Source organism: Pseudomonas piscis, assembly GCF_009380155.1.
In the GTDB taxonomy this organism is placed as follows: Bacteria; Pseudomonadota; Gammaproteobacteria; order Pseudomonadales; family Pseudomonadaceae; genus Aquipseudomonas; species Aquipseudomonas piscis.
Map to the genome: position 1 here is coordinate 236,786 of NZ_WHUV01000005.1, position 26,326 is coordinate 263,111.

24 protein-coding genes are annotated in these 26,326 nt (G+C 66.3%); 9 read left to right on the plus strand and 15 right to left on the minus strand.

The features are described from left to right. Positions 1-28: 28 nt before the first annotated feature. Both GDH07_RS25795 and GDH07_RS25800 read left to right on the plus strand, forming a co-directional pair. Complete coding sequence (locus GDH07_RS25795; protein ID WP_174435359.1) at positions 29-307, plus strand: hypothetical protein; 279 nt, start codon at positions 29-31, stop codon at positions 305-307. 163 nt (positions 308-470) lie between these two features. Further along, positions 471-938: a hypothetical protein gene (locus GDH07_RS25800; protein WP_152899324.1), complete on the plus strand. Its 468-nt coding sequence runs from the start codon at positions 471-473 to the stop codon at positions 936-938. On the opposite strand, the gene GDH07_RS25805 is transcribed toward GDH07_RS25800, so the two are convergent. Together GDH07_RS25805 and bsrA are read right to left on the minus strand one after the other, a co-directional pair. Beyond that, complete coding sequence (locus tag GDH07_RS25805; RefSeq protein ID WP_152899325.1) at positions 925-2,172, minus strand: EAL domain-containing protein; 1,248 nt, start codon at positions 2,170-2,172, stop codon at positions 925-927. The two genes, GDH07_RS25800 and GDH07_RS25805, sit on opposite strands and share 14 nt — an antisense overlap. Before the next feature lie 129 nt (positions 2,173-2,301). After that, positions 2,302-3,222: a LysR family transcriptional regulator BsrA gene (gene bsrA / locus GDH07_RS25810; protein ID WP_053131202.1), complete on the minus strand. Its 921-nt coding sequence runs from the start codon at positions 3,220-3,222 to the stop codon at positions 2,302-2,304. Positions 3,223-3,310: 88 nt separating this feature from the next. Between bsrA and GDH07_RS25815 the strand changes: the two genes are divergently transcribed. Next, positions 3,311-4,486 carry an SRPBCC family protein gene (locus GDH07_RS25815; RefSeq protein WP_152899326.1) on the plus strand — a complete coding sequence of 392 codons (1,176 nt, stop codon included), beginning with the start codon at positions 3,311-3,313 and terminating at the stop codon, positions 4,484-4,486. Between the two features lie 25 nt (positions 4,487-4,511). After that, positions 4,512-5,615: an SMP-30/gluconolactonase/LRE family protein gene (locus GDH07_RS25820; RefSeq protein ID WP_152899327.1), complete on the plus strand. Its 1,104-nt coding sequence runs from the start codon at positions 4,512-4,514 to the stop codon at positions 5,613-5,615. A 196-nt stretch (positions 5,616-5,811) separates the two neighbouring features. Here the strand turns inward: GDH07_RS25820 and GDH07_RS25825 are convergent, their stop codons facing one another. The 11 genes from GDH07_RS25825 to lexA form a co-directional block, all read right to left on the minus strand. Then, complete coding sequence (locus GDH07_RS25825) at positions 5,812-6,045, minus strand: DUF465 domain-containing protein (protein ID WP_022639428.1); 234 nt, start codon at positions 6,043-6,045, stop codon at positions 5,812-5,814. Between the two features lie 136 nt (positions 6,046-6,181). Next, a complete protein-coding gene (locus GDH07_RS25830) occupies positions 6,182-8,743 on the minus strand; it encodes an excinuclease ABC subunit UvrA (RefSeq protein WP_152899328.1) in 2,562 nt (853 codons plus the stop codon). Between the two features lie 100 nt (positions 8,744-8,843). After that, a complete protein-coding gene (locus GDH07_RS25835) occupies positions 8,844-9,110 on the minus strand; it encodes a DUF1652 domain-containing protein (RefSeq protein WP_022639430.1) in 267 nt (88 codons plus the stop codon). Positions 9,111-9,310: 200 nt separating this feature from the next. Next, positions 9,311-11,422 carry a hybrid sensor histidine kinase/response regulator gene (locus GDH07_RS25840; RefSeq protein WP_152899330.1) on the minus strand — a complete coding sequence of 704 codons (2,112 nt, stop codon included), beginning with the start codon at positions 11,420-11,422 and terminating at the stop codon, positions 9,311-9,313. A 215-nt stretch (positions 11,423-11,637) separates the two neighbouring features. Further along, positions 11,638-12,294: a DUF799 domain-containing protein gene (locus GDH07_RS25845; RefSeq protein WP_022639432.1), complete on the minus strand. Its 657-nt coding sequence runs from the start codon at positions 12,292-12,294 to the stop codon at positions 11,638-11,640. Then, positions 12,291-12,662, minus strand: coding sequence for a DUF4810 domain-containing protein (locus GDH07_RS25850; RefSeq protein ID WP_022639433.1), 372 nt, complete (start codon positions 12,660-12,662; stop codon positions 12,291-12,293). Before GDH07_RS25850 ends, GDH07_RS25845 begins: the two co-directional genes overlap by 4 nt. Positions 12,663-12,691: 29 nt before the next feature. Continuing rightward, positions 12,692-13,351 carry a CsgG/HfaB family protein gene (locus GDH07_RS25855; protein ID WP_152899490.1) on the minus strand — a complete coding sequence of 220 codons (660 nt, stop codon included), beginning with the start codon at positions 13,349-13,351 and terminating at the stop codon, positions 12,692-12,694. A gap of 248 nt (positions 13,352-13,599) precedes the next feature. After that, on the minus strand, positions 13,600-16,749 hold the full coding sequence (locus GDH07_RS25860) for an error-prone DNA polymerase (RefSeq protein ID WP_152899331.1): 3,150 nt from the start codon (positions 16,747-16,749) through the stop codon (positions 13,600-13,602). After that, entirely contained in the window at positions 16,746-18,161 is a 1,416-nt protein-coding gene (locus GDH07_RS25865; RefSeq protein WP_152899332.1) for a Y-family DNA polymerase, read from the minus strand. The genes GDH07_RS25860 and GDH07_RS25865 overlap by 4 nt, the downstream gene beginning before the upstream one ends. A 7-nt stretch (positions 18,162-18,168) precedes the next feature. Further along, positions 18,169-18,786: a translesion DNA synthesis-associated protein ImuA gene (gene imuA / locus GDH07_RS25870; RefSeq protein ID WP_022639437.1), complete on the minus strand. Its 618-nt coding sequence runs from the start codon at positions 18,784-18,786 to the stop codon at positions 18,169-18,171. After that, positions 18,786-19,403 carry a transcriptional repressor LexA gene (gene lexA, locus GDH07_RS25875; RefSeq protein ID WP_152899333.1) on the minus strand — a complete coding sequence of 206 codons (618 nt, stop codon included), beginning with the start codon at positions 19,401-19,403 and terminating at the stop codon, positions 18,786-18,788. The genes imuA and lexA overlap by 1 nt, the downstream gene beginning before the upstream one ends. Positions 19,404-19,597: 194 nt before the next feature. Between lexA and GDH07_RS25880 the strand changes: the two genes are divergently transcribed. The 4 genes from GDH07_RS25880 (at position 19,598) to GDH07_RS25895 (ending at position 22,874) form a co-directional block, all read left to right on the plus strand. Further along, on the plus strand, positions 19,598-20,398 hold the full coding sequence (locus tag GDH07_RS25880; RefSeq protein WP_152899334.1) for a helix-turn-helix transcriptional regulator: 801 nt from the start codon (positions 19,598-19,600) through the stop codon (positions 20,396-20,398). Between the two features lie 189 nt (positions 20,399-20,587). Next, positions 20,588-21,712, plus strand: coding sequence for a class II histone deacetylase (locus GDH07_RS25885; protein ID WP_218584751.1), 1,125 nt, complete (start codon positions 20,588-20,590; stop codon positions 21,710-21,712). Then, the gene (locus GDH07_RS25890) at positions 21,709-22,563 is read left to right on the plus strand and encodes an MFS transporter (protein WP_152899335.1); all 855 of its coding nucleotides are present in this window, start codon (positions 21,709-21,711) and stop codon (positions 22,561-22,563) included. Before GDH07_RS25885 ends, GDH07_RS25890 begins: the two co-directional genes overlap by 4 nt. Next, entirely contained in the window at positions 22,560-22,874 is a 315-nt protein-coding gene (locus tag GDH07_RS25895; RefSeq protein ID WP_152899336.1) for a hypothetical protein, read from the plus strand. The genes GDH07_RS25890 and GDH07_RS25895 overlap by 4 nt, the downstream gene beginning before the upstream one ends. Positions 22,875-22,911: 37 nt before the next feature. Here GDH07_RS25895 and GDH07_RS25900 read toward each other — a convergent pair whose 3' ends face one another. Both GDH07_RS25900 and GDH07_RS25905 read right to left on the minus strand, forming a co-directional pair. Continuing rightward, entirely contained in the window at positions 22,912-23,796 is an 885-nt protein-coding gene (locus GDH07_RS25900) for a Dyp-type peroxidase (protein ID WP_152899337.1), read from the minus strand. Positions 23,797-24,003: 207 nt separating this feature from the next. After that, complete coding sequence (locus GDH07_RS25905) at positions 24,004-25,038, minus strand: AraC family transcriptional regulator (protein ID WP_152899338.1); 1,035 nt, start codon at positions 25,036-25,038, stop codon at positions 24,004-24,006. Positions 25,039-25,297: 259 nt separating this feature from the next. Here GDH07_RS25905 and GDH07_RS25910 point away from each other — a divergent pair, with 259 nt between their 5' ends. Continuing rightward, positions 25,298-26,245 (plus strand): SphA family protein, encoded by a 948-nt coding sequence (locus GDH07_RS25910; RefSeq protein WP_053131229.1) that lies wholly within the window; start codon positions 25,298-25,300, stop codon positions 26,243-26,245. Positions 26,246-26,326: the final 81 nt, after the last annotated feature.

Here is a 26,326-nt window from a genome sequence, read left to right on the forward strand (position 1 = left end):
CCCCTTTTATGGCAGTGCGAAATCGATGATGTTCAGTTGCAAAGCGTTTTTCCCGGGACTGTTGTTGGCGGCGCTGGCTGTCCCGGCCCAGTCCCAAGGGCTCGACCTCAAGTATCCCGAACCGCCACTGGCGGCTCCCAACGCCCGGCCCCAGGCCCCGGAACCGACCGTTCCAGGCCTCAAGCTGTCGGTCAAACCTTCGGTGAGCTACGAATACAAGTGCAGCGGGCAATGCACCTACGAAACCGATATCGACCAGTTGCACGACCGCGAGACCCGCCACAGCACCAGCATCGGCTTCGACTGAGCACCAGTGACTGGCCCGATGCACCGCGCCACGCAATCTTGCGGCCGCTACGCGCCCGGGCGCAGTCTCGACAGCGGCTACGGGTGGGAAGTTCGGCATTGATCTGTGGGGCTCGCGTGCCTACGCTGCTACACAAACCCGCTTGCCCGCCCGAGGATCACCCATGCTCCCCCTGCCCCGCACTGCCCTGCTCATCACGCTCGCCGCCAGCCTGCTCGGCGCCTGTACCAGCGTGACCCGGGAAATCGAAAGCGAACCCACGGTCACCTCCGCCGGGATCCTGGCCTTTCGCGATATCTGCCTGAAATCCGCTCCGTCCTTCAACGGCGCCGCCACCGCTGCTCGCGAGCATGGTATCGGGGAGTTGAACGACGCAGGGTTCGCCAGGATGGGCATGAACCAGGACCAGAGCGTTGGGGTCCAGGTGCGGGCCAACCAGGAATGCGCCGTCACCACCCCGAGCCAGAACGACAGCTCCCTGACCCGGCAATTCCTCAGCGTTGCCGGCAAGTTCTCCAGCACGCCGGTGGCACAGACCCTGCCCGCCAAGCTCACCATCGACGGCAAGGTATTCCTGTTGATGCACGATCGGCGTGGCGGCGAAGCCTATGTGATGCTCAAGGCGCCTTGAGCAAGCCGCCTGGCCCTGGCGTCTCCTGGTGCAATCCCCGAGGGGCCATATCCTCCATGGCCAGCAAGCGCAGCAGGCTGGCGCCATCCATGGGCTTGTGGAACAGGTAGCCTTGGGCCGCGCCAACCCCCAGGCGCCGCAAGTGTGCCCGCTGCCCCGGGGTCTCGACACCTTCGGCCACCAGTTCCAGCTCGAGGGATCGGGCCAGCCTGACCACGGCCTCGATGATCAGGCTTTGCTTGGGCCCCAGGGCATTGCCGATGAGCCCTGCATCGAGCTTGACCTGGCTGAAGGGAATGTCCGCCAGGCGGGTCAGCGAGGAATACCCGCAGCCAAAGTCATCGAGGGACAGGCGTACCCCGCTTTTCACCAGGAGGCTGATGTTCTCGATGCTCTGCATATCCAGGACCAGGGCCCCGCGCTCGGTGATCTCCAGGGTCACCTGGCTGGCCGGCACCGCGGCGGCCTCGATCCGCTGCAGAATCTGCGGGGCGAGTCCTGGCTCGCGTAACTGGCTGGCCTCAAGATTGTAGGAAAACACCAGCCCAACCCCCTGACCAGCCGGCAACCGGCGTTGCAAGTCCAGGCCCTGTTGCAACAGGTCATGGAACAGCTGGAGCTGTTGCTCGGGTCGCTCGAACAGAGCGAGAAAAACACCAGGCCCCAACACGCCCCGGCTCGGATGCAGCCAGCGCACCAGGGTCTCGGCCCCGGTGATGCGTTGGGTCTTGAGGCACACCTGGGGCTGGAAAAAAGCCACGATCTGTCGTTGTTCCAGGGCCAGCAGCGCCTGCTCTTGCGTGAGCGGCTCGCGCGGCGCCAACTGCCAGTAGTCCTGGCCGGCCCTCCTGGACTTGAGAGCCAGGGCCTTGAGCAGCAACTCGCCAAGCTGGGAGGCGTCCGGCTCATCGAAACTGCCCAGGTCGTGCTTGCCCGAATACTCAAGGAAATTCGCCAGGCCCCAGCGGATCGAGGTCTCCAGGTTAGTGCTCGCGACCATCGAGAAGAATGGGTAGTGCTCGCAGAGCCGACGTAGGTAATGGATAGCCCTAGTGGCTGGCAGGGAGTCGCAGATCACCAGGTCCGGGGCCTGCGTACAAGGCGGAAAGCAGGTCCAGTCGTCGTCGCTACAGACCACCTGGAGTTGCACGAAGGCAGCGCTGTCGAGTATCCGGGCAAAGCGCCGGACCCTGAAGGTGTTCGAACACAACAGCAATACGTTCAGGGTCTTCATGGACTGCGGCTCCGGGTAAAAACCCATGCTAGCCAAAGCGCCCTCGAGCTGAATTCAAGATACATCCTGAATAGAAGTAGGAAAAATCTCTGGCCTGGACTACACAGGCAAGCCCCGTAAAGGGCGACGCTAGCTGCCAGGCCCCTGGCTCGCCAGAGCCCCGATCTCGCCACGCAACCATTGCAGCCCCGGCGCATGTTGCTGCTGGCGGTGCCAGATCAGGCTGACCTGCACCGGCGCTGCCAGCAACGGCAAGCTGGCGATGCGGATCGGCAGCAACGCGGCGAAATGTTCCGCCAGGTGCCGTGGCACCGTGCCCAGAAGGTCGGATTGCGCCACGATCAGCGGGATGCTCAGGTAGTTGGGTACGAACAGCTGCACCTGGCGCCTGACCCGCGCCGAGCCCAGCACGATCTCCAGCGGCGAACCACGCCCGCCTCGATCGGGAATCGCCACATGCTGGCAACCCTGGTAGGCCGCCAGGTCCAGCTCGGGAACGAAGGCCGGATGGCCGGCGCGACCGATCACCACCAACTGCTCCTCCAGCAATGGCTGGTAGCACAGGTCCGGGTTGTCGAAATACAGGTAGTCCACCGCCAGGTCGAGCATGCCCGCACTGAGCCAAGCCGCCAGCGAGTCGGCGCTGTCGCTGCGCACCGCCAGCCGTACCCGCGGCGCCACCTCCTGCAAGTGCCGCGATAGCGCCGGCAACAGGCGAGCCTGGGCGTAGTCGTTCATCGACAGGGTGAACAACTGGTCGGCCGCCGCAGGATCGAACTCGGCAGCCGGGTCCAGGCCCTGTTGCAGCAGATGCAGGGCCTGGCGCACCAGCACATGCAGGCCCTGGGCCCGGGAAGTCGGTTGCATGCCCCGGGCCGTGCGGACGAACAACGGCTCGTCCAGGTGCCGGCGCAGGCGCGCCAGGGCATTGCTCACCGCCGGCTGGCTGAGATTGAGCCGCAAGGCGGCCCGGGACAGGTTCTGCTCCTGCATCAAGGCATCGAACACCCGCAGCAGGTTGAGGTCCAGGCGCTGGATATTCAGCTTCATGAATAATGCTCATTCCTACTATCCATTGGCTGGATAATTCTCCCGGAGCTAGGCTGCAGTCAATAAAAACAACAACGGGAGCAGCGCCATGCGCGACACCACCCAGCACTTTCGCCAGCAATACCGGGCCGCTGTCAGCCCGCGCTACAACCCATGGCTGCACGGCGGCTTCGTCCTGGCCTACGGCCTGCTGTGCATCGGCCTGCTGTGGAGCACCCTGGACCGGGTACAGCCGCTGGAATGGCTGGCGATACCGCTGGCGCTGCTGTTCTTCAACCTGTGCATCTATGTGGTGCACCGTTGGCTGGGGCACCACAAGCGGCGCCTGGGACGCCTGTTCTACGCCCGGCATACCGGCGATCACCACAGTTTCTTCACCCCGGGGCTGATGGCCTACGAAGGCTTGCGGGATTGGCGGGTGATCCTGTTCCCAGCCTGGCTGATCGTGCTCCACAGCCTGCTGTTCGCCCTGCCTCTGTGGGGGCTGCTGCGCCTGTGGAACGCCAATGTCGCGGCCTTGTTCGCCAGCTGCACGCTGATCGGCTACCTGGCCTACGAGATCTTCCATGCCTGCGAACACTTGCCGGCCGGCCATCCCCTGGCGCGCCTGCCCTGGATCCGCCAGATGCGGCGCCTGCACGAACTGCATCACCGCCGCGAGCTGATGCAGGAACGCAACTTCAATATCGTCCTGCCCTTGATGGACTGGCTGTTCGGCACCCTGTACTGGCAGCCGGAGCAAACCCCGGCACAGTCCCACAGCGTGCCCAGTTCCACGCCCCTGACCCGCATGCAGCATCAGGTCGACATTCCCCGTAGTAGCGCCAGCACCCTGGCCTATGCCGCCAGCCCAAGGTGCTGGCCGCAATGGCATCCCTCCTCACTGCGGGTCGAGGGCGCCGCAGGCCCCCTGGCCGGCGGCCAGGGCTTCGAGGAGGACATCCACGCCGGCGGGCGCAGCGGCCACCTGAGCTGGCGGGTCGAGGAGTACCTGCCGGGGCAGCGCTGGCGCGCCACGGCCCGGGGCGATCATGGTCTATGGTTGCAGGTCACCTACCAATGCCAGCCCCTGGCAGGCGGACACACCCGTTTCGTGCGCACCCTGGAATATGGCTTCGACAACCTGCTGATGCGCCTGGGTAATCGGTTGCTATTCAAACGACGGATAGAACGGGAGTCCGCGGCCTCGATGCAGGCATTGTGCAAGATGGCCCAACAAACCATCGCAGCGCAGCCCGCCGCGCCGGCTGCCAGCCCGTCCTGAACCGCACACCGACAGGAGTCATTGCATGAACCAGATCGCCCCTCGCCGCTTCGGCCTCGGCCGGATCATCCTGCTGCTGGTAATCGCCATCCTGGCCTTCCTGCTGCTGGCGCCGACCAAGGTCCAGCCAGTGGCCTGGCAGCCCTCGCCTGCGCCATCGATGAGCCAGGGCCCCTACGCCGAGAACCAGAAGCTCAAGGCCGTGCAGGCGGTCGGTGCCCGGGATATCGCCGGCCCCGAGGCGCTACTGCTGGAAAACGACCAGTTGCTCACCGGCCTGCATGATGGCCGGGTGATCCAGACCAGCCTCGACGGCACGGCCCTCAAGGTACTGGCCAATACCGGTGGCCGGCCCCTGGGCCTGGCCCGGCATCCGGACGGCCGCTTGATCATCGCCGACGCCATCAAGGGCCTGCTGGCCCTGGACGGACAGGGCCAGATCCAGGTCTTGAGCGACACGGCCAATGGCCTGAAATTCGGCTTCACCGACGATGTCGCGGTGGATGCCGCCGGTCGCTACGCCTATTTCAGCGACGCCAGCAGCCGTTGGGGTTATGGCCACGACGGCGAGGCGGTGATCGAACATGGTGGCGATGGCCGCCTGTTGCGCTACGACTTCCAGAGTGGCCGGACCGAGGTCCTGCTCGACGGCCTGGAGTTCGCCAATGGCATCGCCCTGGGCCCGGACGAGGCCTTCGTCCTGGTCAACGAGACCGGCGCCTACCGCATCAGCCGCTACTGGCTCAAGGGCGACAAGACCGGCCAGCACGACCTGTTCATCGATAACCTGCCGGGGCTGCCGGACAACCTCAGCTTCAATGGCCGTGATCGTTTCTGGGTGGCCCTGTATGCGCCGCGCAATGCCCTGCTGGACGGCACCGCCGCCTACCCTTTCGTGCGCAAGATGCTGGTGCGGGCCATGCAGGTATTGCCCAAGCCGGTGGAAAAACGCGGCTTCGTGCTGGGCCTGGACACCCAGGGCCGGGTGATCGCCAACCTGCAGGATGGCAGCAGCGGTAACTATTCGCCGATTACCACGGTGCGCGAGTACGGCGATGCGTTGTACCTGGGCTCCTTGAGTGCCCGGCACATGGCGCGCTTGCCATTGCAGCAAGCGTTGGAGCACTGAGGCCTGGAGGCCGCCCCGTGGGGTCAGCCGGACGCGCTGAATTGCGGGTCGCTGAAGGTCCTGCGGGCCTTGGCCCGGCCCCGCAGGCTCAGCGGCTGCAGGCAGGGGCCCTCTCGCCGTTGCCGCAGGGATACAAGGAAATGGAGGTCGGTTATCGGCGGCCTGTGGTCGAACCACAGGCGCCAAGGGCGGGAGGTCAGGAACGGGCGGTGAGTTTCTGGGAGATCTCATCCTTGATCAGCAGGCGTTTTTCCTTGAGCTTCCTTACTTCATCGTCTGCAGCGGCCGCTGCTTCGGCCTTGAGCACCTGGTCGTCGATACTGTTGTACTTGTCGAACAGTGCATTGAGGTGGGGATCCTTGGCCCGACGCTGTTGAATGTCTTCTTTGCTGCAGCTCAGGTCCTGGTAAAGATCGTGGGTCACCGGCATGGAACACCTCCGTGGTTGATCGGCAGCAGGGGCGTCCTCACGCCCCTGCCAGCCATCAGCATGGCCTTGGCTCCCCGGGTCTGTCGACCGCCAATCAGACCAGCGGTAACCGTTCGTCGCCCTCGGCTGCCCTGGATCAATTCCCGCCCAGGGCCGCCGCCAGGAACGGCGCGGTACGGCTTTCACCCTGCCTGGCCACCTGCTGCGCAGTGCCGCAGGCCACCAGGCGACCACCCTGGTCGCCCGCGCCCGGGCCGATATCGATGACCCAGTCGGCCCTCGCCACCACGCGCATTTCATGCTCGACCACCACCACGCTGTGTCCTGCGGCCACCAGCTTGTCCAACTGCTCCAGCAGCCGGTCCACGTCCCTGGGATGCAGGCCCGTAGTGGGCTCGTCCAGCACATAGAGGGTGGCGCCACGGGCATTGCGTTGCAGTTCGGTGGCCAGCTTGATGCGCTGCGCCTCGCCACCGGACAGCTCGGTGGCCGGCTGGCCCAGGCGCAAGTAGTCCAGGCCGATGTCGCTCAGCACCTGCAGGGCCCGCAGGATCGCCGGCTGCTCGGCGAAGACCGGCAAGGCCTGCTCGACGTTCAATTGCAGGACCTGGGCGATGTTCAGGCCCTGCCAGGTCACTTCCAGGGTCTGCGGGTGATAACGCGCGCCATGGCAGGTCGGGCATGGCGCGAAGACGCTAGGCATGAACAGCAGCTCGACGCTGACGAAACCCTCGCCCTCGCAGGCCGGGCAACGGCCCTTGGCGACGTTGAAGGAAAACTGTCCGGCGTCATAACCCCGGGCCCGGGCCTCGGGGGTAGCGGCGAACAGTTTGCGCACCTGGTCGAACAAGCCGGTGTAGGTCGCCAGGTTGGAGCGTGGAGTACGCCCGATGGGCTTCTGGTCCACCTGTACCAGGCGCTTGACCCGCTCCATGCCCGCCACCACCCGCCCGCCGCTGGCAACGGGAACCTCGTCCTCCAGGTCCAACTGCGCGGCCTCCTCAGCGGCAGGCAGCTTGCCCAGCTGGGCGCCGACCAGCTCCAGCAGCGCCTGGCTGACCAGGCTCGACTTGCCGGAACCGGAAACCCCGGTCACGGCGGTGAAGCAGCCCAGGGGAAACTCGACATCCAGGTCCTTGAGGTTATTGCGGGTGATGCCGGCCAGGCGCAACCAGTCCCGGGGCTGGCGCGGGGTATGCGCCACCGGGGCCTGCCCGGCGAACAGGTAGGGCCGGGTTTGCGAAGCCTCGATGGTCGCCAGCCCCGCCGGTGGCCCGCTGTACAGCACCTGGCCACCGCGCTCGCCGGCCGCCGGCCCGACATCCACCAGCCAGTCGGCCCGGCGCATGGTCTGCAGGTCGTGCTCCACCACGAACAATGAGTTGCCCGCAGCCTTGAGGCGCTGCAAGGCCGCGAACAGGGCCTCGGCATCCGCTGGATGCAGGCCCGCGGAGGGCTCGTCCAGCACATAGATCACCCCGAACAGCTGCGAGCCCAGCTGGGTCGCCAGGCGCAAGCGCTGCAACTCGCCGGGGGACAGGGTCGGCGTGCTGCGCTCCAACGCCAGGTAGCCCAGCCCCAGGTCCACCAGGGTGGCGACCCGTTCCAGCAGATCCTGGGCGATGCGCTGCGCCGCCAGGAGCTTCTCCGGCGACAGCTGCACAGCGTCCTGCGCTACCTGCGTGCCGGCGGCCACCGGCGCAAGCACCTCGGCCAGTTGCAGCAGCGGCATGCGCGCCAGCTCGCCGATATCCAGCCCGGCGAAAGTCACCGCGAGCGCCTCGCGCTTGAGCCGCTTGCCGTCGCACAAGGGGCACTGGCTGCCGCGCATGAACTGCGCCACGCGCTTTTTCATCAAGGCGCTCTGGGTATGGGTGAAGGTGTGCAGCACATAGCGCCGGGCGCCGCTGAAAGTGCCCATGTAGCTGGGCTCCTGCTGGCGCGCCAGGGCCTGGCGAGTCTGTTCCGGGGTGAGCCCGGCATACACCGGCACCGTCGGCGTGTCTTCGGTGAACAGGATCCAGTCGCGCTGCTCCCTGGGCAGGTCGCGCCAGGGAATGTCCACGTCGTAGCCCAGGGTCACCAGGATGTCCCGCAGGTTCTGCCCCTGCCAGGCCAGGGGCCAGGAAGCCACCGCGCGCTGGCGGATGGTCAGCGATGGGTCGGGGACCATGCTCGCCTCGTCCACCTCGTACACCCGGCCCAGGCCATGGCATTGCGGGCAGGCGCCCTGGGGGGTGTTGGGCGAGAAGTCCTCGGCATACAGCATCGCTTGCCCGGGCGGGTAGCTGCCGGCCCGGGAGTACAACATGCGTACCAGGCTGGACAAGGTGGTCACGCTGCCCACCGAGGACCGCGTACTGGGGCTGCCGCGCTGTTGTTGCAGGGCTACCGCCGGGGGCAGGCCGTCGATGCGGTCCACGTCCGGCACCCCGACCTGGTCGATCAAACGCCGCGCATAGGGCGCCACCGATTCGAAATAGCGTCGCTGGGCCTCGGCATACAGGGTCGAGAACGCCAGGGACGACTTGCCCGAACCGGACACGCCGCTGAACACCACCAGCGCATCCCGGGGAATGTCGACGTCGACGTTGCGCAGGTTGTGCTCGCGGGCGCCACGCACCCGCACGAATCCGGAACTGTGGGTTGCTGCGGTGCTGTCCGGGGAATCAGCGGAACGATCGGACGAAGAAGTCATGGACCTGCCTTGTCTGGGGAATCATGAAATGCGAGGAGCGCGACCACCGATCATCACATATCCCCCAGGGCCCAGGGCAAGCCCGGTGGCCAGCGGCTACTCAGCGCCGCAGCGGTTGCCCGGTGCCCTGCTCCGCCGCCAGTCCGGTGTGCCGCAGGTCGTAGCGCAGTTCGGTGATCAGCTCGCAGATGGCCCGGGAGCTGGTCAGGGAACGAGTGGAGATACCGGTCACGAACAGGTCGACGCGGCCAGAGGCCGGATCGCAGATACGCACGGTCATGGCGCCGTCATGGCCGATGGTGCATTGGCAGTGCAGGGGCAGGAAGCTGGTTTCGATGATTCTGCGCAGTTCGAGGGTAGAGATCACGGGCAGAGGATCCAAAGAGGTTGAAAGGAAAAAACCGCGCAAGACAAGCATTGTTGTTGTGGGATCAGGCGGTCGGTGCCCCTGTCCTTGGTCATCGGCCAAACAGTACAAGTTCATTCAATTCGGTACAGACTAGAAGCCTGGCGCCAGTTTGTCGTCAGGCCGATTGGATTTTCATGCGCCGCGTCACACTGGCGCCGTCAGGTCCCCAGCAGCGAGCGCACCATGGCGCTCAAGTCCTCGGGTCCGTAGGGCTTGCTCAACAGGTAAGTGTCCGGGCTGAGCAAATGGTCCCGCGAGATCAGGTCGCGAGTGTGCCCGGAGGTGAACAGCACGGCGATCGGCGGGGCCTGGGTCTTGGCCCAGGTGGCAAGTTCGGTGCTCTTGATCAGGCCGGGCATCACCACGTCGGTGAAGATCAGATCCACCTTGAGCCCCTCCAGCAACATCTGCATGGCGGCATCGCCGCTGGCCGCGGTACTGACCCGGTATCCCTCGAGCCTGAGCATCTCCACTGCGGCGCTGCGCACATCGACGTTGTCCTCCACCACCAGGATGCTCTCCTGGCCGCCCGCGCCCTGGCCATGGGGCTTGCGTGCGCTGACCACTTCGCGATCGGGGCAACGGGCGAAATACATCCGGACCCGGGTCCCCTGCTCGGGGCTGCTGAGGATCTCCACATGGCCGCCGCTCTGCTTGACGAAACCGAACACCATGCTCAGGCCCAGGCCGGTGCCATGGCTATCGCTCTTGGTGGTGAAGAACGGCTCGAAGGCCTGCGCCAAGACCTCGGCCGACATGCCTCCACCGCTATCGGCCACGGTCAGGCACAGGTACTGGCCCGGCTCGATGTCCTTGCCCAGGCATTGCTCGCGCTCCAGCACCAGGTTCTCGGCGCGGATCAGGATGCTGCCCTCGCCGCCCATGGCATCCCGGGCATTGAGCACCAGGTTGAGCACCGCATTCTCCAGCTGGTTGCGGTCGACATGGATGCACCAGGGGTCTGCGGGCAACTGCACTTCGATGCTGATGGTTTCCCCCAGGGCGCGTTGCAACAGTTCGCCCAGGTCTTCATACAGGTGGCGCGGATCGTAGACCGCCGGGGACAACGGCTGGCGCCGGGCGAAGGCCAGCAGCTGCGCCGACAGCTTGGCCCCGCGCTCCACCGCCGCCAGCGCGGCCCCGGTCCGTCGTTGCACATTGGCGTTATCCGGCTCGTGGCGGGCCAGCAGGTGCAGGTTGCCGGAGATCACCTGCAACAGGTTGTTGAAGTCATGGGCCACGCCACCGGTGAGCCCGCCGATGGCCTCGAGCTTCTGCGCCTGGCGCAGGCGCTCCTCGGCGCTCAACCGCGCGTCGACCTCCTTGAGCACCCGCTGCTCCAGGTCGCGGGTCAACTGGCGCAAGGCTTCTTCGGCGAGCTTGCGCTCCTGGATATCGATCAGCACCCCGGGAAAGCGCAAGGCCCGGCCCTGGTCGTCGAGCTCACAACGACCGCAGGCCAGCACCCAGCTGTAGCTATCGTCGGCGCGACGTATCCGATATTCCGCGTTGTACGCGCCGCCATGGGTCAGGCTGTAGTCCACCAGTTCGCGAATGCGTGGCAGGTCATCGGGATGGATGCGGCTTTCGGCGACGGCGATCGGCAAATCGTCCAGGGCTTGCCCGGCCGGGTAGGAAAAGGTCCGGGCAAAACGCTCGTCGCTGGAAAACCTGTCGTGCTGGATGTCCCACACGAAGGAACCGAGCAACGCCCCGGCGTTCAAGGCCAGCTGGACTCGCTCGTTCTCGGCGCGGTAGGCCGCCTCGGCAGCCTGCCGGCGCTGCTCGGAAATCACATGGGCGGTGGTTTCCACGACAACGGCGATGACCCCGGCCGGGGCCTGGTCATCATCGGCCACCGGGCTGTAGTAGAGGTCCAGCCAGACACTCTCCGGCGCCCCGTTGCGCAGCAGCACCAGATCCTTGTTGTGGTAGGTCAGGGTGCCGCCGCTCAGGCAGGTGTTCATCACCCCGCGATTGAACTCGGCCACCTCCGGCCAGCCGCGCTCCACCGCGCAACCGAGCAGGTAGGGATGGCGTCCGCCGGCGAAGACCGCATAGGCGTCGTTGTAGATCATGTAGCCCAGGGGGCCCCAGAGCATCACCATCGGCACGGGCGAACCGAGCATCAGTTGCACCGTGCTGCGCAGGCTGTGGCTCCAGTGCTGCAACGGGCCGAGGCTGGTCAGGGACCAGTCGAAGGCGCGGATGCGACTGGCCATCTCGCCTTTCCAGCCCTGACACCCGTGATGATCGGATAAGAACGGCATGAACGGACTCTGTGAAGAACGTGGCACGGCATGGATTGGCAAAGGGCTGCACACCGCCCTCGAGCCTTGGAGGCCTGGCCGGGACAATGGTTTCCGGATTTCACCTGGACCTGCGCACCCGGCAAGACTGAACAGACAGGATAGGCGATGCCGGCCAGTCCAGGCGGACGCTCGCGGCGCCGCCTGGCAGGGGCGGATTGCCCGCCCCGGGTGAATCAGTCGGTGCCGTATTTCGGCGAATGCGGACCGTACAGCAGGCCGTTGTGCTGCCCGGCCGACAGCAGGCGCTGGCTGGTGACACCGGCGATCGGATGGCCGGCGTCGGTGGAGGTGTTGACGATCTGCTTCACCGCGGCGGTGATCAGCATGCCCACCAGGCCCCCGCTGTTGTTGTTGCCTTCCTCGCTCGAAGCCCGGGCGCTGCCGGTCCACAGGGTGGTGCCGGTCTTGAGGTCGACCAGGGTGGCGCTGGCGGTCACCGCGGTCTCGCTGCTGATCAGCATGTAGCTGGTGCCGTACTCCTTGACGGTGATGTACAGGCCGGCATCGGCGCCGAAGATTTCGTTGAGCTTGGTGGGCGGCAGGCCGTGGATATCCGCCGGGTTGGTCAGGCCGTTATGACGGAAGGTTTCGTCCACCACCGCGATCGGCATCACGTAGTAACCGGCTTCGGCCAACGGCAGCGTCACCTGGGACAGCATGCTGTAGGTGGCCTTGACGTCCGGCGACTCGTTGAGCGGCGGCAGCACCAGGATCGACTTCGGCCTGGCTTGTTTGTAGGCCGCGTAGTCCACGGTCTTGGGGGCGGCGCAGCCCACCAGCAGGCTGACCGTCAGCAGGCCCAGGAGGTTGCGCAGGGTCGACAGGTTCATTGCGCGGCCCCCTGCTTGGCGTTCTTGAGCAGGAAGTCCATGTACTTCGCCGACTCCGGAAACAGCGCCTTCTCGGTGTTGAACTGCTGCACCATCTGGTCATCCTTGCCCAGGCCGGCGTAGAGCATGCCCAGGTGTGCGTGGTAACCCGGCGGCACCGCCTTGCCGGTGGACTTGATTTTCTGCAGGTCGCGCTCCAGCGCCTCGACCTGGGCCTCGCGGGCGCCCTCGCCCTTGAAGTACTCGTAGGTCTGGGACTGGTAGCTTTCCCACTGGTACAGCGTCTTCGGCCCGCTGCAGCCGGCCAGCAATACGCTGCCCAGCACGACAGCGGCCAGCGCTGGCCGGGCCATCATGATCTTGAACATATGTGCACTTTCCCTGTTGGCAGTGGTGATCAGCGACCTGGTTTCCAGGCGCCGGCGTCGATGGCCTCGACCATGCGGTTGACCGCCTCGCGCATGGCCAGGTCCAGGACCTTGCCGTTGAGGGTCGAGTCGTAGGAGGCCGTGCCGCCGAAGCCGATCACTTCACGGTTGGACAAGGCGTATTCGCCGGCGCCCTGGGTGGAATAGACCACTTCGGAGGTGCTGATATTGACGATGTTCAAGGCCACCTTGGCGTAGGCCACCTGGGTCTTGCCACGGCCGAGAATGCCGAACAGCTGGTGATCGCCGGTTTCCTTGCGGCCGAACTCGGTAACGTCGCCGGTCACCACGAAATCCGCGCCCTTGAGCTTCTGTGCCTGGCCCTTGATCGCCGCTTCCTGCTGGATCTCGCCCATGTTGTCGCGATCCAGCACGTTGAAGCGGTTGGTCTGCTGCAAGTGAGTGATGAGGATGGTCTTGGCCTGGCCGCCGAGGCGGTCGACACCATCGGAGAAAATCCCGCGCATGTAGCTGGAGCGGTTATCGAACTTGCCCACCGCCATCGGCACCCGGGTACCACTCCAGGCCTGGCTGGCGCTCTGGACCTTTTCCACCGGCAAGGCCCGGGAGCTTTCCGTGGCACAACCGCTCATACCTGCCAGCACCGCCACTGCAGCGCCCGACAACATCAACTTCGAGATCACTCTCACTCTATGTTCCTTTTTGAGTATCCAACTGCTCTTGCACCCACCAACCACCGCGAATCCGTATAGGCACGGGTTCGAAAAAGACGGTTCGGATGTTCTGGATCTTGACGCGGGGGGCGTCACCGGCGGCGATTATGCCAAAGCGCTATCATCGCGAAAAGGAATAAAAAAGCCTTGGCGCCAATGGATTGGCAGAGCATTTCCAGGTATTCAAGCAAGCCCTTGATCGTTCAACGAAAATCCCGGCTGGGCACCTTGATCCCGGCCAGCAGCGGGGTCAGGTCGCTCAGGCGCCCGGCCACCAGGTGGCGTACCTCGCCCTCGGTCTCCAGGGTGCCGTCGACCCGCAGCAACTGCGCGCCCACCAGCACCCGGCGCTGGCGTTCGGCCAGATCGCGCCAGACCACCACGTTGAGATTGCCGAACTCGTCCTCCAGGGTGACGAAGGTCACCCCGCTGGCGGTGCCCGGGCGTTGGCGCCCAGTGACCAGCCCGGCCACGCTCACCGCCCGCCCATGCTCCAGCCCCTGCAAGTCCCGGGAGCTGCGGCAGCGCCGGGCCGTAAGCTGCGGCCGGAGCAAGGCCAGGGGATGCGGCCCCAGGGTAGTGCCCAGGCTGTGGTAATCGGCATACAGGTCCTCGCCGACACTGGGCCGGGGCAGGTTCACCGGCGCCTCCTCCTGGCCTGGCAAGCCGGCGAACAGCCCCAACTGCTGCTGCACCCCGGCCACCTGCCAGCGGGCCTGGAACCTATTACCGGCCAGGCCCTGCAGGGCCCCGGCATCGGCCAGCAATTCCTGGGCCCGCAGATCGAGCCGGGCCCGCTCCCCGAGGTCGGCGATATCGGCAAAGGCCCGCTGGCCCCGGGCCTGCTCGATACGCAGGGCGTCCTCCTGGCGAAAACCCTTGATCATCCGCAGCCCCAGGCGCAGGGCCGGCTGGCCAGGTACACGGTCCTGCGCAGCGCCTGCCGCCCCAGCGCTGGCGCCCTGCTCATCACGCCCGGAGCGGTGGACCGGCTCCAGGCTGCAATCCCAGTTGCTGGTGCGAATATCCACCGGGCGGATCTCCAGGCCATGGCGGCGAGCATCCTGGAGGATCTGGTCCGGACTGTAGAAGCCCATGGGCCAACTGTTGATCAGGGCGCAGGCGAAGGCCGCCGGCTCATGGCACTTAAGCCAGCAGCTGGCATAGGTCAGCAGGGCGAAACTGGCGGCATGGGACTCGGGAAAACCATAGCTGCCAAAGCCCTTGATCTGCTCGAAGATCTGCGCCGCAAATTCCTCGCTGTAGCCCTTGCCCGTCATGCCCTTGAGCAAGCGCTGGCGATGGGGCTCCAGCCCGCCATGGCGCTTCCAGGCCGCCATGGAACGACGCAGCTGGTCGGCCTCGCCCGGGGTGTAGTCGGCCGCCACTACCGCGATCTGCATCACCTGCTCCTGGAACAGCGGCACCCCCAGGGTACGCACCAGCACCTCTTGCAGTGCTGGCGAGGGATAGGTCACTGGTTCCTTCTTATCGCGCCGGCGCAGGTACGGGTGGACCATGCCGCCCTGGATCGGCCCGGGGCGGACGATGGCCACCTCGATCACCAGGTCGTAGAACTTCTTCGGCTTGAGTCGGGGCAGCATCGACATCTGCGCCCGCGACTCGATCTGGAACACGCCGATGGTATCGGCCCGGCCGATCATCGCGTAGGTCGCCGGGTCTTCGCTGGGAATGCTGGTGAGGCTATAGCGCTGGCCGCGATAGTCATGGATCAGATCGAAACAGCGGCGGATGGCGCTGAGCATGCCCAGGGCGAGGATATCCACTTTGAGCAGGCCGACCATGTCCAGGTCGTCCTTGTCCCACTGGATCACCGTGCGCTCGGCCATGCTGGCATTCTCCACCGGCACCAGGCTGTCCAGGGGCTGCTCGGAAATCACGAAGCCACCGGGGTGCTGGGACAGGTGTCGGGGAAAGCCGATCAACTGCCCGGTCAGGCTCAGGACCCGGCGCAGCAGCGGGTTCTCGGGGTCGAAACCGGCTTCGCGCAGGCGCTCAAGATCAGGCGCGCTATCGCTCCAGCGGCCACAGCAGGCGGCCAGGGCATTGACCTGGTCCGGCGGCAGGCCCAGGGCCTTGGCCACGTCGCGCACCGCCCCGGCGCCGTGATAGGTACTGACCACCGCCGTCAACGCCGCACGATGCCGGCCATAGCGCCGGAACACGTACTGCAGCACCTCTTCGCGGCGCTCGTGCTCGAAATCGACGTCGATGTCCGGCGGTTCGTTGCGCTCCCTGGACAGGAACCGCTCGAACAGCATCACCGAACGATCCGGGTCGATCGCGGTGATGCCCAGGACGAAACACACCACCGAGTTGGCCGCCGAGCCGCGCCCCTGGCAGAGAATGTGCCGCTCGCGGGCGAACGCGACGATGTCATGCACCGTGAGGAAGTAGCTCTCGTAGCCCAGCTCGCCGATCACCTGCAACTCGTTCTCGATCTGCGCCAGCACCTCGGGCCGGGCCCCGGCGGGCCAGCGTCGGGCAATCCCCTCGCGGACCAGGACCCGCAGCCAGGAACCGGCGTCGTGGCCCTCGGGCACCAGCTCCCGAGGGTACTGGTAGCGCAACTGGCCAAGGTCGAAGTGGCAGCGCTCGGCAATCACCAGCGACTCATCGAGCAGCGCCTGGGGGTACAGGCCTTGCAGCACCGGCAGCGGCCGCAGGTGGCGCTCGCCATTGGCGAACAGGCGCTGCCCAGCCTCGGCCACCGGCAGGTGGTGGCGGATCGCGGTCATAGTGTCCTGCAGGGCCCGGCGTCCACGCACATGCATGTGCACATCACCGCAGGCCACCGCTGGCAGGCGCAGTTGCCGGGCCAGGGCCAAGCGTTGCTGCAACCGCCGGGCATCGTCCTGGCCGCAATGCAGTTCCACCGCCAGCCACAGCCGCTCGGGGAACACCTGGCGCAACCAGGACGCCGCATCGGGGTCGTCCTTCTCATCGCCTTTCTCATCGACCAGCCACAACGCCAGCAACCCGGGCAAGGGCTCGGCGAAATCCTCCCGCAACAGGCGATAACACCCCTTCTCGGCCCGGCGCCGGGCCCGGGTGATCAGCCGGCACAGGGCCTGGTAACCGGCCAGCTCTTGCACCAGCAGCACCAGGCGCGGGCCCTCCTCGACCTGCATTTCACTGCCGACGATCAGCTTCAAGCCAGTCTCGCGGGCGGCCTGCCAGGCCCGCACGATACCGGCCAGGGTGCATTCGTCGGTGATCGCCAGGGCCTGGTAGCCCAGGGCCTGGCCGCGCTCGAACAACTCCCGGGCACTGGAGGCGCCACGCTGGAAGCTGAAATTGGACAGGCAATGCAGCTCGGCGTAGCCGCTCATGCGAACCAGCCTTGCAGCAACAGCGGCCCGGGTTCGCCTACCTGGCGATAAGCCCAGCCCTGCTGGCCGGCGCGAGTCTGGACCAGGTAATAGTCGCGGCGCACATCGGCACCGTCCCACCAACCGGACTCGATGCGTTCCGGGCCCATGACGATTTGCACCGAACCTTCGCCCAGTGGCTGGGGTTCGGTCAGCAGCCAGCCTGGGCGGCGCAAGCCCGGGTTGGCCGGACACGGACGCGGATCGGCCTGGGGCTGCCAACTGAGCTCCGGGCGGTGGTCGGCGCGATAGCCCAGGCCCTGTACCGCATCGTCCCCCAGGCGCGCCCGCAACCGTTCGCGCAATTGCTCCCAGGGCAGGTTCTGCTGTGGCCGCTCCTCGAACAGCTCCGTATGCCGGGGCACGAACAGTGGCAAGTCCTCGGCCACCAGGCGCAGGTTGCGCACCGCAGCGGGCACCTGGATCTGCTCCAGGCGCCCGCGGGCCAGCTCGAAGAGCAGCGCCGGGTCGCGCTCGGCACCCAGCAGCCCTACCGGGACCAGGGTGTTAGCGCCTTCGGCGTGCTCCAGGTGCAGGACGAAGCGCTGCACGCCACTGTCGCGACCACAGAGAAAAGCCGCCAGGTCGGCGGTCAGGCGACGCAGGGGAAACAGCAGCGCCTGGTGGGACTGCACATCGAAGTTCAGCTCGATGCGCAGGTCGAAACGATCCGGCGGCAGGTAGAAGGCCAGCCCCAGCGCACGTTCGCCAAGCAGGGTATCGAGTTGCTTGAGCAAGCTGGCGTCGAAGCGCCGGGCCAGGCTCTGGCGCGGCAACTGCCGGAGCTGGGCGAAGCTGCGCACGCCCATGCGCGACAAGGCCGTGGCCTGCTCTGCTGCCAACCCCAGGCGCTCGATGGGCATCGGTCCCAGGGCCTGGTGCAGGTCCTGCTCGCCGGCCACCGCCAGGCCATCGTAGGCATTGGCCAGGACCCGGGCCGCCGCCGGGTTCGGAGCCGCGACGATGCGATGGCGAAAGCCCAATGCCTGCAGTTCCTGGCGCAGGCGAGCCTGCAACTGTGGCCAAGGCCCGAACAGGCCCAGGCTCGATTCGATTTCCAGCACCAGGGTGCGTGGATAGGCCACGCTGACCTGGGAGCTGAAGCCATAGGCCCAGGCGGCAAGGAACTGCTGCCAGTGATCGATCTGCTGGGGGTCGTACTCGGCACAGGCGAAATCCTGGGTCAGGGCCTGGGCGGCCGTCAGCGATTGCCCGGGACGCAACCCCAGCTCGCGGGCGGCGTCGTTCACCGCCTGGATCACTCGACGTTGCGGGCTGCCGCTGAGCAGCGCCAGCGGCGCCTGGGGCTCGGCGCGCTGGCGCAGTACCGCGTCCAGCGCCAATTGCGGGAACAGGATGCACACCCAGCGCATGTCGGCCTCAGTGCCCGGCCTGCAGGGCAATCGGTTGTGGATGGGCCAGGCCACCCCGGCACTTGAGAATCCGCAACTGCGCAGGATGGCCCTGCAAGGTCAGGCGCAAGGCCGCTGGCGACGGATTGTGCGCGGCCTCCAGGGGACGGTAGGCGAAGGCCAGGGTCTGGCCGCTTTCGGCCGCCACCTGCAAACGCCGCAGGGCCCGGTCGTCGGCCTGTTGCGGCCAGCACAACACCGCGCCGCAACTGCCCGAACGCAGGCACTGTTCGGCGGCCCACAAGGCATCGCGCTCTGCGGCCTGGATGATCGACAACTGGCGCAGATCCACCCCGGCGTTCTGCCAGGCCAGGGGGAAAGGCACGAACGGCGGCGCCACCAGCACAATGCGCTCCCCCGCCGCCGCCAGCCGCGCCAGGCTCGGCCAGAGCAATTGCAACTCGCCCAGGCCCTGGGCGGCGACAAGGATTTCCGTCAACGCCGCTTCCGGCCAGCCGCCACTGGGCAGCACCGCATCCAGGGCCGCGTGGCCGGTGGCATGCACACTGGCGGGCACGGCCGCCGGGCGGCCCTTCCAGACCCGCCCGGCATTGAACAGCGAGTCCAGTGCGACCACGGCGCCCATCAGCCCTGCCTCACCAGGCCACAGAACACGCCTTCGATGAACAGCTCGTGGTCGGCCGTGACCTCGATCGGCTGGTAGGCCGAGTTGCGTGGCAGCAGGCGAATGCCCTGGCCCTTGCGCTCGAAGCGCTTGATGGTCACCTCGCCATCGAGCCGGGCGATCACCGTCTGGCCATTGCGTGCCTCGGCGCTGCGGCGTACCGCCACCAGGTCGCCGTCGAAAATGCCGTCGTCGATCATCGAGTCGCCCTGGACCCGCAACAGGTAGTCGGGCGTGCGTGAGAACAACCCCGGGTCCAGCAGCAACTGGCCGTGGATCTCGGCATCGACACCGATCGGCGCACCGGCGGCGACCCGGCCCAGCACCGGGATCTCCAGCAGCTCGGGGCGTGGCGCCTGGTTGAGCAGGCGGATACCCCGCGCCTGATGCGGGTTGACCTCGATGAAACCGGCCTCGGTCAAGGCCAGTACATGCTTGCGCGCCACGCTGCGCGAGGCGAAACCGAAGGCCTCGGCGATCTCGGCAAGGCTCGGCGGCTGGCCGCGATCGGCGATGCGTTCGCGGATAAAGGTCAGGATGGCACTGCGCCGGGGAGATAAAGTCGTCATGGAGTACATTTGTACTCCTCTCGGAATTTTCTGACAAGAATCGTACGAAATCTCTGTACGCCACTCGTCCGATCGAGCGCCGGGCAAGCAGCGGCGGCCCTTGGCAAACAGGGCGCTGCGCGAATCCTGGCCAAGCACAAGATGGCACTGCATTTGCTGCCAATACCGACAGCAACCCAGAACACGCGAACGGGGGGATACCCATGCAACTGACCAAGGCGCTGGCGAAGTGGGAAATGGCCGACTGGCACCAGATGCTCGCCAGGTTGCTGGAGAACAGCGCCCACCCGGGGTTCCCGGACTTGCTGTCGTACTCCCTGCAGTCCTTGCTGGCCCATGACAACGTGGTCATCAAGTCCTATCGCGCAGGCTGCCGTCCGCAGATCCTCTACGAGGACTATCCTGCCCAGCACCACGAACGCTACATCGCGCGTTACCTGGACGACATCTACCGCCTGGACCCGGTGTCCTGCTCCATCATCGATGGCCGTACCAGCGGCATCCTGCGCATCAACCAGCGCACCTGCCAACTGCGCGACACCGATTACTACCGGCACTACTACCAGGAGCTGGACCTGGCCGATGAAATCGGTGTGCTGGTGCCCGTCGATGCCCAGACCACCCTGGTCATGTCCATCGGCAGGCGTTCGCGCTGCCTGGCCAGCACCCAGGAGTTGCAAGCACTGCACAACATCTACCCGATCCTCCAGCACCTGTTGCGCAGCTACAGCGACCAGCATCGCGCACCGCCAAGCGCCACCAGCCCCCTGGAGCAGGCTCTGGCGACCTTTGCCGAGCAACTGCTGACCCCACGGGAGCGGCAAGTGGTGCGCCTGATGCTGCAAGGCAACCCCGGCAAGCTCATCGCCCGGCACCTGGGCATCAGCCCCGGTACGGTCAAGGTGCATCGGCGCAATATCTACGCGCGCCTTGCGGTGTCCTCGCAGATGCAGCTGTGCGACCTGTTCCTCAAGCAAGCCTCACTCCCACCTGCCCTGGCGTGACGCTCGCCCCGGCCAAGGCTGTTTCCGAAGGAAACACTTGCCCTGGGGCTCGGCCAAGGATCGCCTGTCGCCCCTACCTCCTCGGGTGTATTTATCGATTGCCCCAGCCTTTCTAACCTCGGCTCGCACCCTCCCCGATAGCATCCCGAGAACCGGCGTACTTCCGTGCGCCAGAGAGGCAATGACTCCATGCAAACGGCACTTGTCTGGCACGAGCTCTACATGTGGCATTCCACCGGCAACCATGCCGGCTTGTTCGCCCCCGGCCTGCAGATCCAACCCGGCCTGCACTTCGAGAACCCGGAAAGCAAGCGGCGGCTGAAGAACCTGCTGGATATCAGCGGCATCACCGAACAACTGCTGCCGATCAAGCCCAGGCCCGCTACCGATGAACAACTGCTGCGCGTGCATGGCGCCGACTACCTGCAATACCTGCAAGGCCTCAGCGACCGGCAAGGTGGCGACGCTGGCGACAATACTCCGTTCGGCAGCGGCAGCTTCGAGATCGCCAAGCTTGCCGCCGGCGGGGTGATCGAGGCCGTCAAGCAGGTGCTGCGTGGCGATGCGCGCAATGCCTACGCATTGGTCCGACCACCTGGACACCATGCCGAAGCCGACCGTGGACGTGGCTTCTGCCTGCTGGCCAATGCCGCGCTCGCCGCCCATGAAGCACTGGCGGTGCATGGCCTGGAACGGATCGCGGTGGTGGATTGGGACGTGCACCACGGCAATGGCACCCAGAGTATTTTCTGGGACGATCCGCGGGTGCTGACCATCTCCCTGCACCAGGACGGCAACTATCCGCAGGATTCGGGCAAGGTCGAGGAACAAGGGGCAGGGGCCGGCCTGGGTTTCAATATCAATATCCCGCTCCCCCCGGGCTCAGGGGAAGGCGCCTACCTGCATGCCTTCGACGAAATAGTGCTGCCGGCCCTGGCCGCCCACCGTCCGCAACTGATCCTGGTGCCCTGCGGGTTCGATGCCGGGGCCCACGACCCGTTGGGCCGCATGCTGCTGCACAGCGAGGCCTACCGCAAACTGACGGCCCGGCTGATGCTCGCCGCCCAGCGCCTGTGCGATGGGCGCCTGGTGCTGTGCCACGAAGGCGGCTACGAGGCCAACTCGGTGCCGTACTTCGGCCTGGCGGTGATCGAGACCCTCAGCGGCCTGCAAAGCGGCATCGCCGATCCCCACCTGAGCGCCATGCGCGCCCTGCCGGGCCAGGAACTGGCCGAACACCAGCGGCAGTGGATCGCCCAGCTCAAGGCCAGCCTGCATTCACCGCTGCTGGAGCAGCCGGAGCGCTACTCATGAGCGTGCCATCCGCTCCAGCCCTCGACATGGCGCAAAGCCGCTACAGCCTGCGCCTGCTGGCGGTGATCCTGTTCTCCGCCATCGGGCCGCTGGTGCTGCTGACGGCACCGGCCCTGGTCAGCCGCTACATCGTCGAACTGGGCATGGATAACCGCCAGGTCGGCTGGCTGTTCAGCCTGGAGTTGGGCGCCATGGCCATCTCCACCCTGCCGACCTACCTGTGGATGCGCCGCTACGACTGGCGCTGGATCGCCGGCCTGGCCGGCAGCCTGTTCCTGTTGGGCAACCTGTTCAGCGCCTGGCTGATGAGCGAGCCGAGCCCCGGCTTCGGTCTCCTGGCCGCCCTGCGTTTTCTCACGGCCTTCAGCGAAGCCGCGCTGGTGCTGGTGTGCCTGGGCACCGCCGGAACCTTGCCCAACGCCACCCGCGCGTTCGGCCTGTGGGTCACCGGCCAGCTGGTACTGGCGGCGCTGTGCCTGCAGTTCATGCCATGGCTGTTCGAGCACTGGGGCGTTTCCAGCTTCTTCCTGCTGATCGCGCTGTTCACCGCCTTGATCCTGCCGCTGGTGCTTTCCCTGCCCACCGGGAGTCACGACGATAACCGCCCGCTGCCGCCACGCGAGGCCCAGGCGATGCGGCTCAAGGTCTGCCTGGGCATGCTGGCGATCTTTCTTTTCTACTTGAGCCTCAGCGGCATCTGGACCTTCGCCGGCGAACTGGCACGCCTGCGCGGCATCAGCACCGGCGACAGTGCCAGCGCCCTGGCGACGGCTTCATTGATGGGCGGGCCAGCTGGATCGGAGCCCGGGGCCGGCGTGCCTGGCTGCTGGCCCTGGGTTACCTGGCCATGACCGCGGGCTTGTGCGGCCTGCTCGGCGAGATCTCCACCTGGCGCTACCTGCTGGCGGCCTGCGCCTTCAAGTTCGCCTGGACCTTCGCCCTGCCCTTCCTGCTCTCGGCGATCAGCGACTACGACCGCCAGGGCGGCAAGCTGGTGGTGCTGGCCAACCTGGCCATTTGTGGCGGCCTGGCCGTGGGCCCGTCCCTCGCCGCCTGGCTGCTGGGCGACACCCTGGATTTTGGCCTGCTACTGCTGGCCTCCATGGCGATCTGCGCGCTGTCGTTCCTGGCCATCCTGCCGCTGGCCGGCAATCGGCGTTAGCTGCCATGCGCCCCTGGGCGGCGGGGTGGAGTGCCGGTCAGGCCGCTTGCAGGGCGCGCAGGTCGAGCTTGCCGTCCAGCAACGGCGGGCACCAGTAGTAGCCACCGGTGATCGGCCGGCTCATGCGGTACAGGCCATCGGTGATGCCGTCTTCCAGGCCGCTCATGCGCCGCAGCTGGGCTTCGAAGGCACTGAAGGAGTGGCCGAAGGCGAGGAACATCAGGCCGCCCTTGTCACCTTCCAGCCACGGCATCGAACGCCGGACGAGGAAGGCTTCAGGGGCGAAGCTTTCCTGGGCCGTGCGCTTGACGTGGGCCGAGACCGGAGCGTCGTCCAGTTCCTCGTTGTCGCTCAGGCGCCGGCCCATGATGTTGTCACGCTCTTCGGGCTGCATCGCGGCAAACCCCTTGAAATCATGCTGCCACTGCTGGATCGCGGCGAAGCTGCCACCGCGCAGCCCGGCCTCGCCAACGGCCAGGGCCGCCGTGGCTGCTGCCTCGTCCTGGGGGTTCTCGGTGCCGTCTTCGTAGCCGGTCAGGTCATGGCCGGTCTTGTGGCGGAAGGCCTCGTTCATCTGCACCAGGCGAAAGGCCGGGGCCAGCGCGGCCTCCAGTTCATTGCTGCGGTGCATCAGCTCGCCTCGCTCGTCGCCATGCAACCAGACCCACAGGGCGTGCTGGGTCGAAGGGTTATCGACGCCGACCCCGGTCAGTCCGGGGAAGGCCTTCAGTCCTTGCACACGAGCCCCCAGGGCCTTGACCAGCGAGGCACCGAACCCGGCCACGGCGCTGGCGCCATCGATCCGCGCCAGCAATTGGTCGAGCGCCTGGGGCAACGCCGCGATGGACTCGAGGGCGAAAAACAGGTGGCGGGCCTGGGACGGAACGGGGGCAGCGAGGATGCCGGACTGGTAGTAACTCATGGGAACTCCTGAATGAAAGCGCGGAGTTTACCGCCGCCGCAGGCCGTGCGCGACCCGCAGGATCACCTGGATCTTGCGATTGCTGAAGGGCCTGTGGCCCTTGACGCAGCCTCGCCATGGCTCGACAACGGCTACACCGGATTCGCGTAGCCGCTGCCGCAGGCTGCGTACGGGCGCGCAGCGTCCACAGGAAAACGCCAAGCCTGCTCAATGCAGCGCGGCGTCTCCGCGAAAAGCGCTGGGGCTCAGGCCGGTCCAGCGCTTGAAGGCCCGGCGGAAGCTGCGCACGTCGCTGTAGCCCACCTCTTCGGTGATGCGCTCGATGGACAGCTCGGGGTTGCCCAGCAGGTTCAGGGTCCGCGCCTGGCGCACCCGCTCCAGTAGGGTCTCGAAGGTCAGGCCGTGCTCGGTCAGACGCCGACGCAAGGTGCGCCCGCTCATGTTCAGGTCCCCCGCCACCTGCTCGATATGGCTGCCGGAGCGCAAATCCCGGGACAAGGCCCGCTCCACCGCCTGGATCAGGTCCATCTTCTGGTGCACCTGGGCGCTTTCCAGCTCCAGCAGCTTGAGGGCCTGGCGCAGCGCCACCGGATGGTGGTTGGGCAACCGCGCCTGCAACCAGCGGGCCTCGATCACCATGCGCGCGTGCAGGCAACCGAAGTGCACGTTCGGTCCCAGCAACTGGGTGTAGAGCCCGGCATAGGCCGGCGCGGCATGCATGAACTCCACCCGCAACGCCTGGAAGTCGGCGCTCAACAGCGCCCGGCCATAGATCAGCAAGCTGGCGAAGAACTCCTCGGCGGCGAAGATCTGCACCTCGCCGTAGGGCAACCGGCATTGCAGCTCGACGAAGAACTCCTCGCCCTGGCGCCCGATATCGGCACTGACGATGGTGCCCGAGGTGTGCTGGTGGCGGATGCCCAGTTCGAAGGCGTCGCCCAGGGTCCGGCACAGGGACAGGGCATGGCCCAGCAGGCCCAGGGTGCCCAGCACGTTGCGGCTGCCGACCCACAGCCCCAGCCCTTGCTGGGGCAACGCGTCCAGGGCCCGTTCGATCATCGCCACCGCCTGGCGGTAGGAGATGCGCAGGGTCGGGTCCTGCAGGTCGTCCAGGGTGAAGCCCAGGCCACGGCACAGGCGCTCGGCGCTGATGCCCTTGTCGTTGGCGACATCGGCCAGGGTCTGCAACAGAAAAGGAGACACCAGTGCCAGCTGGTCATGGGGATCGACGGCTTTGTTCATGGAGGCGATTCCGGGCCGCTAGGGCGGCTGTTCTTATTGTCGGGACAACACCGCTGCCAAGGCTGCACCGGCCAGGCCAAGCATATCCCTTCCCACAGGCTTTGGCGGAGGAATGTAACAAGGCATTGCAAAGTGTCCGACAAAGTCCCCCTGAGTGGCCGCCAATACCCTGCCCCGCGGGCCGGCCAGGGCTTATTTCTATGGGGCGGCCGGTGCCCCCGCCGCAGCCCTCCTACTAACAATAAGAATGAGCCCAACCATGCACCCGACCCGTCCCAGTTTTCCCCTGCGCCCAGGCCTGGCCCTGGTCCTGGCCACTTGCTGCGTGAGCGCCCAGGCCACCGAGTCCGGCGTCGACAACATAGGTCCCGGCACCGACGGTTTCTACGTCCTGCCGCTAGGGTCCGACCAGCTTCCGGACCACATGTTCTCCTTCAACCTCTACTACAACCACTACCAGGCGAAGAAGCTCGACATCAGCTCCATGGGCGGCAAGGTCCCGGGGGTCAAGATCACCTCCGACGCGATCATCCCGCGCCTGGACTACCTCAGCCCGATACGCATCTTCGGCGGGCGCCTGGGCGGCTACGCGGCCCAGCCCTACCTGCGCCAGCAAGTGGCGATGTTCGGCCAGAGCGACCGCCGCGAGAGCATGGGCGACACCACCCTGGCGCCGATCATCCTCTGGGACATGGGCCCCGACCTGACCCTGGCCGCAGCCGTGGAGGTGACCCTGCCCACGGGGGAATACGACAAGGAGCGGATGGCCAACACCAGCAACAACTTCACCACCTACAAGCCGCTGTTCTCCATGACCTGGCTGCCCACCGAGCGCACCGAGCTGTCGCTCAAGAGCACCTACAGCTTCAACAAGGAGAACCACGCCACCCACTACCGCTCCGGGCAGATCTTCCACTTCGACTACTCGGCCAGCTACCGGGTGACCGATGACCTGAGCCTGGGGCTCAACGGCTACTACCTGAAGCAGACCACCGACGACAAGCAGTTCGGCAAGACCGTGACCTTCATGGGCGAGGACGTCAGCGACGGCGTGCGCGGCCAGGTATTCGCCATCGGCCCGGCGCTGCACCTGCGGTTTCTCAAGTACGCCAGCGCCGAGATCCGCTGGGCCAAGGAGTTCGACGTGCAGAACCGCCCCGAGGGCGACATGTTGTGGGCCAAGCTGACCATTCCTTTCGCCTTGTAAACCCGCGGGCGGCTACAGGTTTCGTGTAGCCGCTGCCGCAGGCTGCGCATGGCCCGCAGGGCCACGGCGGTCTTGGCATCG

Coding starts and splice junctions, on each gene's coding strand:
- GDH07_RS25900 (WP_152899337.1), bottom strand. CDS start 23,796: ATGAGTTACTACCAGTCCGGCATCCTCGCTGCCCCCGTTCCGTCCCAG.
- GDH07_RS25795 (WP_174435359.1), top strand. CDS start 29: ATGTTCAGTTGCAAAGCGTTTTTCCCGGGACTGTTGTTGGCGGCGCTG.
- GDH07_RS25880 (WP_152899334.1), top strand. CDS start 19,598: ATGCAACTGACCAAGGCGCTGGCGAAGTGGGAAATGGCCGACTGGCAC.
- GDH07_RS25860 (WP_152899331.1), bottom strand. CDS start 16,749: ATGAGCGGCTACGCCGAGCTGCATTGCCTGTCCAATTTCAGCTTCCAG.
- GDH07_RS25910 (WP_053131229.1), top strand. CDS start 25,298: ATGCACCCGACCCGTCCCAGTTTTCCCCTGCGCCCAGGCCTGGCCCTG.
- GDH07_RS25905 (WP_152899338.1), bottom strand. CDS start 25,038: ATGAACAAAGCCGTCGATCCCCATGACCAGCTGGCACTGGTGTCTCCT.
- lexA (WP_152899333.1), bottom strand. CDS start 19,403: ATGTACTCCATGACGACTTTATCTCCCCGGCGCAGTGCCATCCTGACC.
- bsrA (WP_053131202.1), bottom strand. CDS start 3,222: ATGAAGCTGAATATCCAGCGCCTGGACCTCAACCTGCTGCGGGTGTTC.
- GDH07_RS25850 (WP_022639433.1), bottom strand. CDS start 12,662: ATGTTCAAGATCATGATGGCCCGGCCAGCGCTGGCCGCTGTCGTGCTG.
- GDH07_RS25845 (WP_022639432.1), bottom strand. CDS start 12,294: ATGAACCTGTCGACCCTGCGCAACCTCCTGGGCCTGCTGACGGTCAGC.
- GDH07_RS25865 (WP_152899332.1), bottom strand. CDS start 18,161: ATGCGCTGGGTGTGCATCCTGTTCCCGCAATTGGCGCTGGACGCGGTA.
- GDH07_RS25800 (WP_152899324.1), top strand. CDS start 471: ATGCTCCCCCTGCCCCGCACTGCCCTGCTCATCACGCTCGCCGCCAGC.
- GDH07_RS25890 (WP_152899335.1), top strand. CDS start 21,709: ATGAGCGTGCCATCCGCTCCAGCCCTCGACATGGCGCAAAGCCGCTAC.
- GDH07_RS25825 (WP_022639428.1), bottom strand. CDS start 6,045: ATGCCGGTGACCCACGATCTTTACCAGGACCTGAGCTGCAGCAAAGAA.
- imuA (WP_022639437.1), bottom strand. CDS start 18,786: ATGGGCGCCGTGGTCGCACTGGACTCGCTGTTCAATGCCGGGCGGGTC.
- GDH07_RS25830 (WP_152899328.1), bottom strand. CDS start 8,743: ATGACTTCTTCGTCCGATCGTTCCGCTGATTCCCCGGACAGCACCGCA.
- GDH07_RS25895 (WP_152899336.1), top strand. CDS start 22,560: ATGACCGCGGGCTTGTGCGGCCTGCTCGGCGAGATCTCCACCTGGCGC.
- GDH07_RS25885 (WP_218584751.1), top strand. CDS start 20,588: ATGCAAACGGCACTTGTCTGGCACGAGCTCTACATGTGGCATTCCACC.
- GDH07_RS25840 (WP_152899330.1), bottom strand. CDS start 11,422: ATGCCGTTCTTATCCGATCATCACGGGTGTCAGGGCTGGAAAGGCGAG.
- GDH07_RS25815 (WP_152899326.1), top strand. CDS start 3,311: ATGCGCGACACCACCCAGCACTTTCGCCAGCAATACCGGGCCGCTGTC.
- GDH07_RS25820 (WP_152899327.1), top strand. CDS start 4,512: ATGAACCAGATCGCCCCTCGCCGCTTCGGCCTCGGCCGGATCATCCTG.
- GDH07_RS25805 (WP_152899325.1), bottom strand. CDS start 2,172: ATGAAGACCCTGAACGTATTGCTGTTGTGTTCGAACACCTTCAGGGTC.
- GDH07_RS25855 (WP_152899490.1), bottom strand. CDS start 13,351: ATGTTGTCGGGCGCTGCAGTGGCGGTGCTGGCAGGTATGAGCGGTTGT.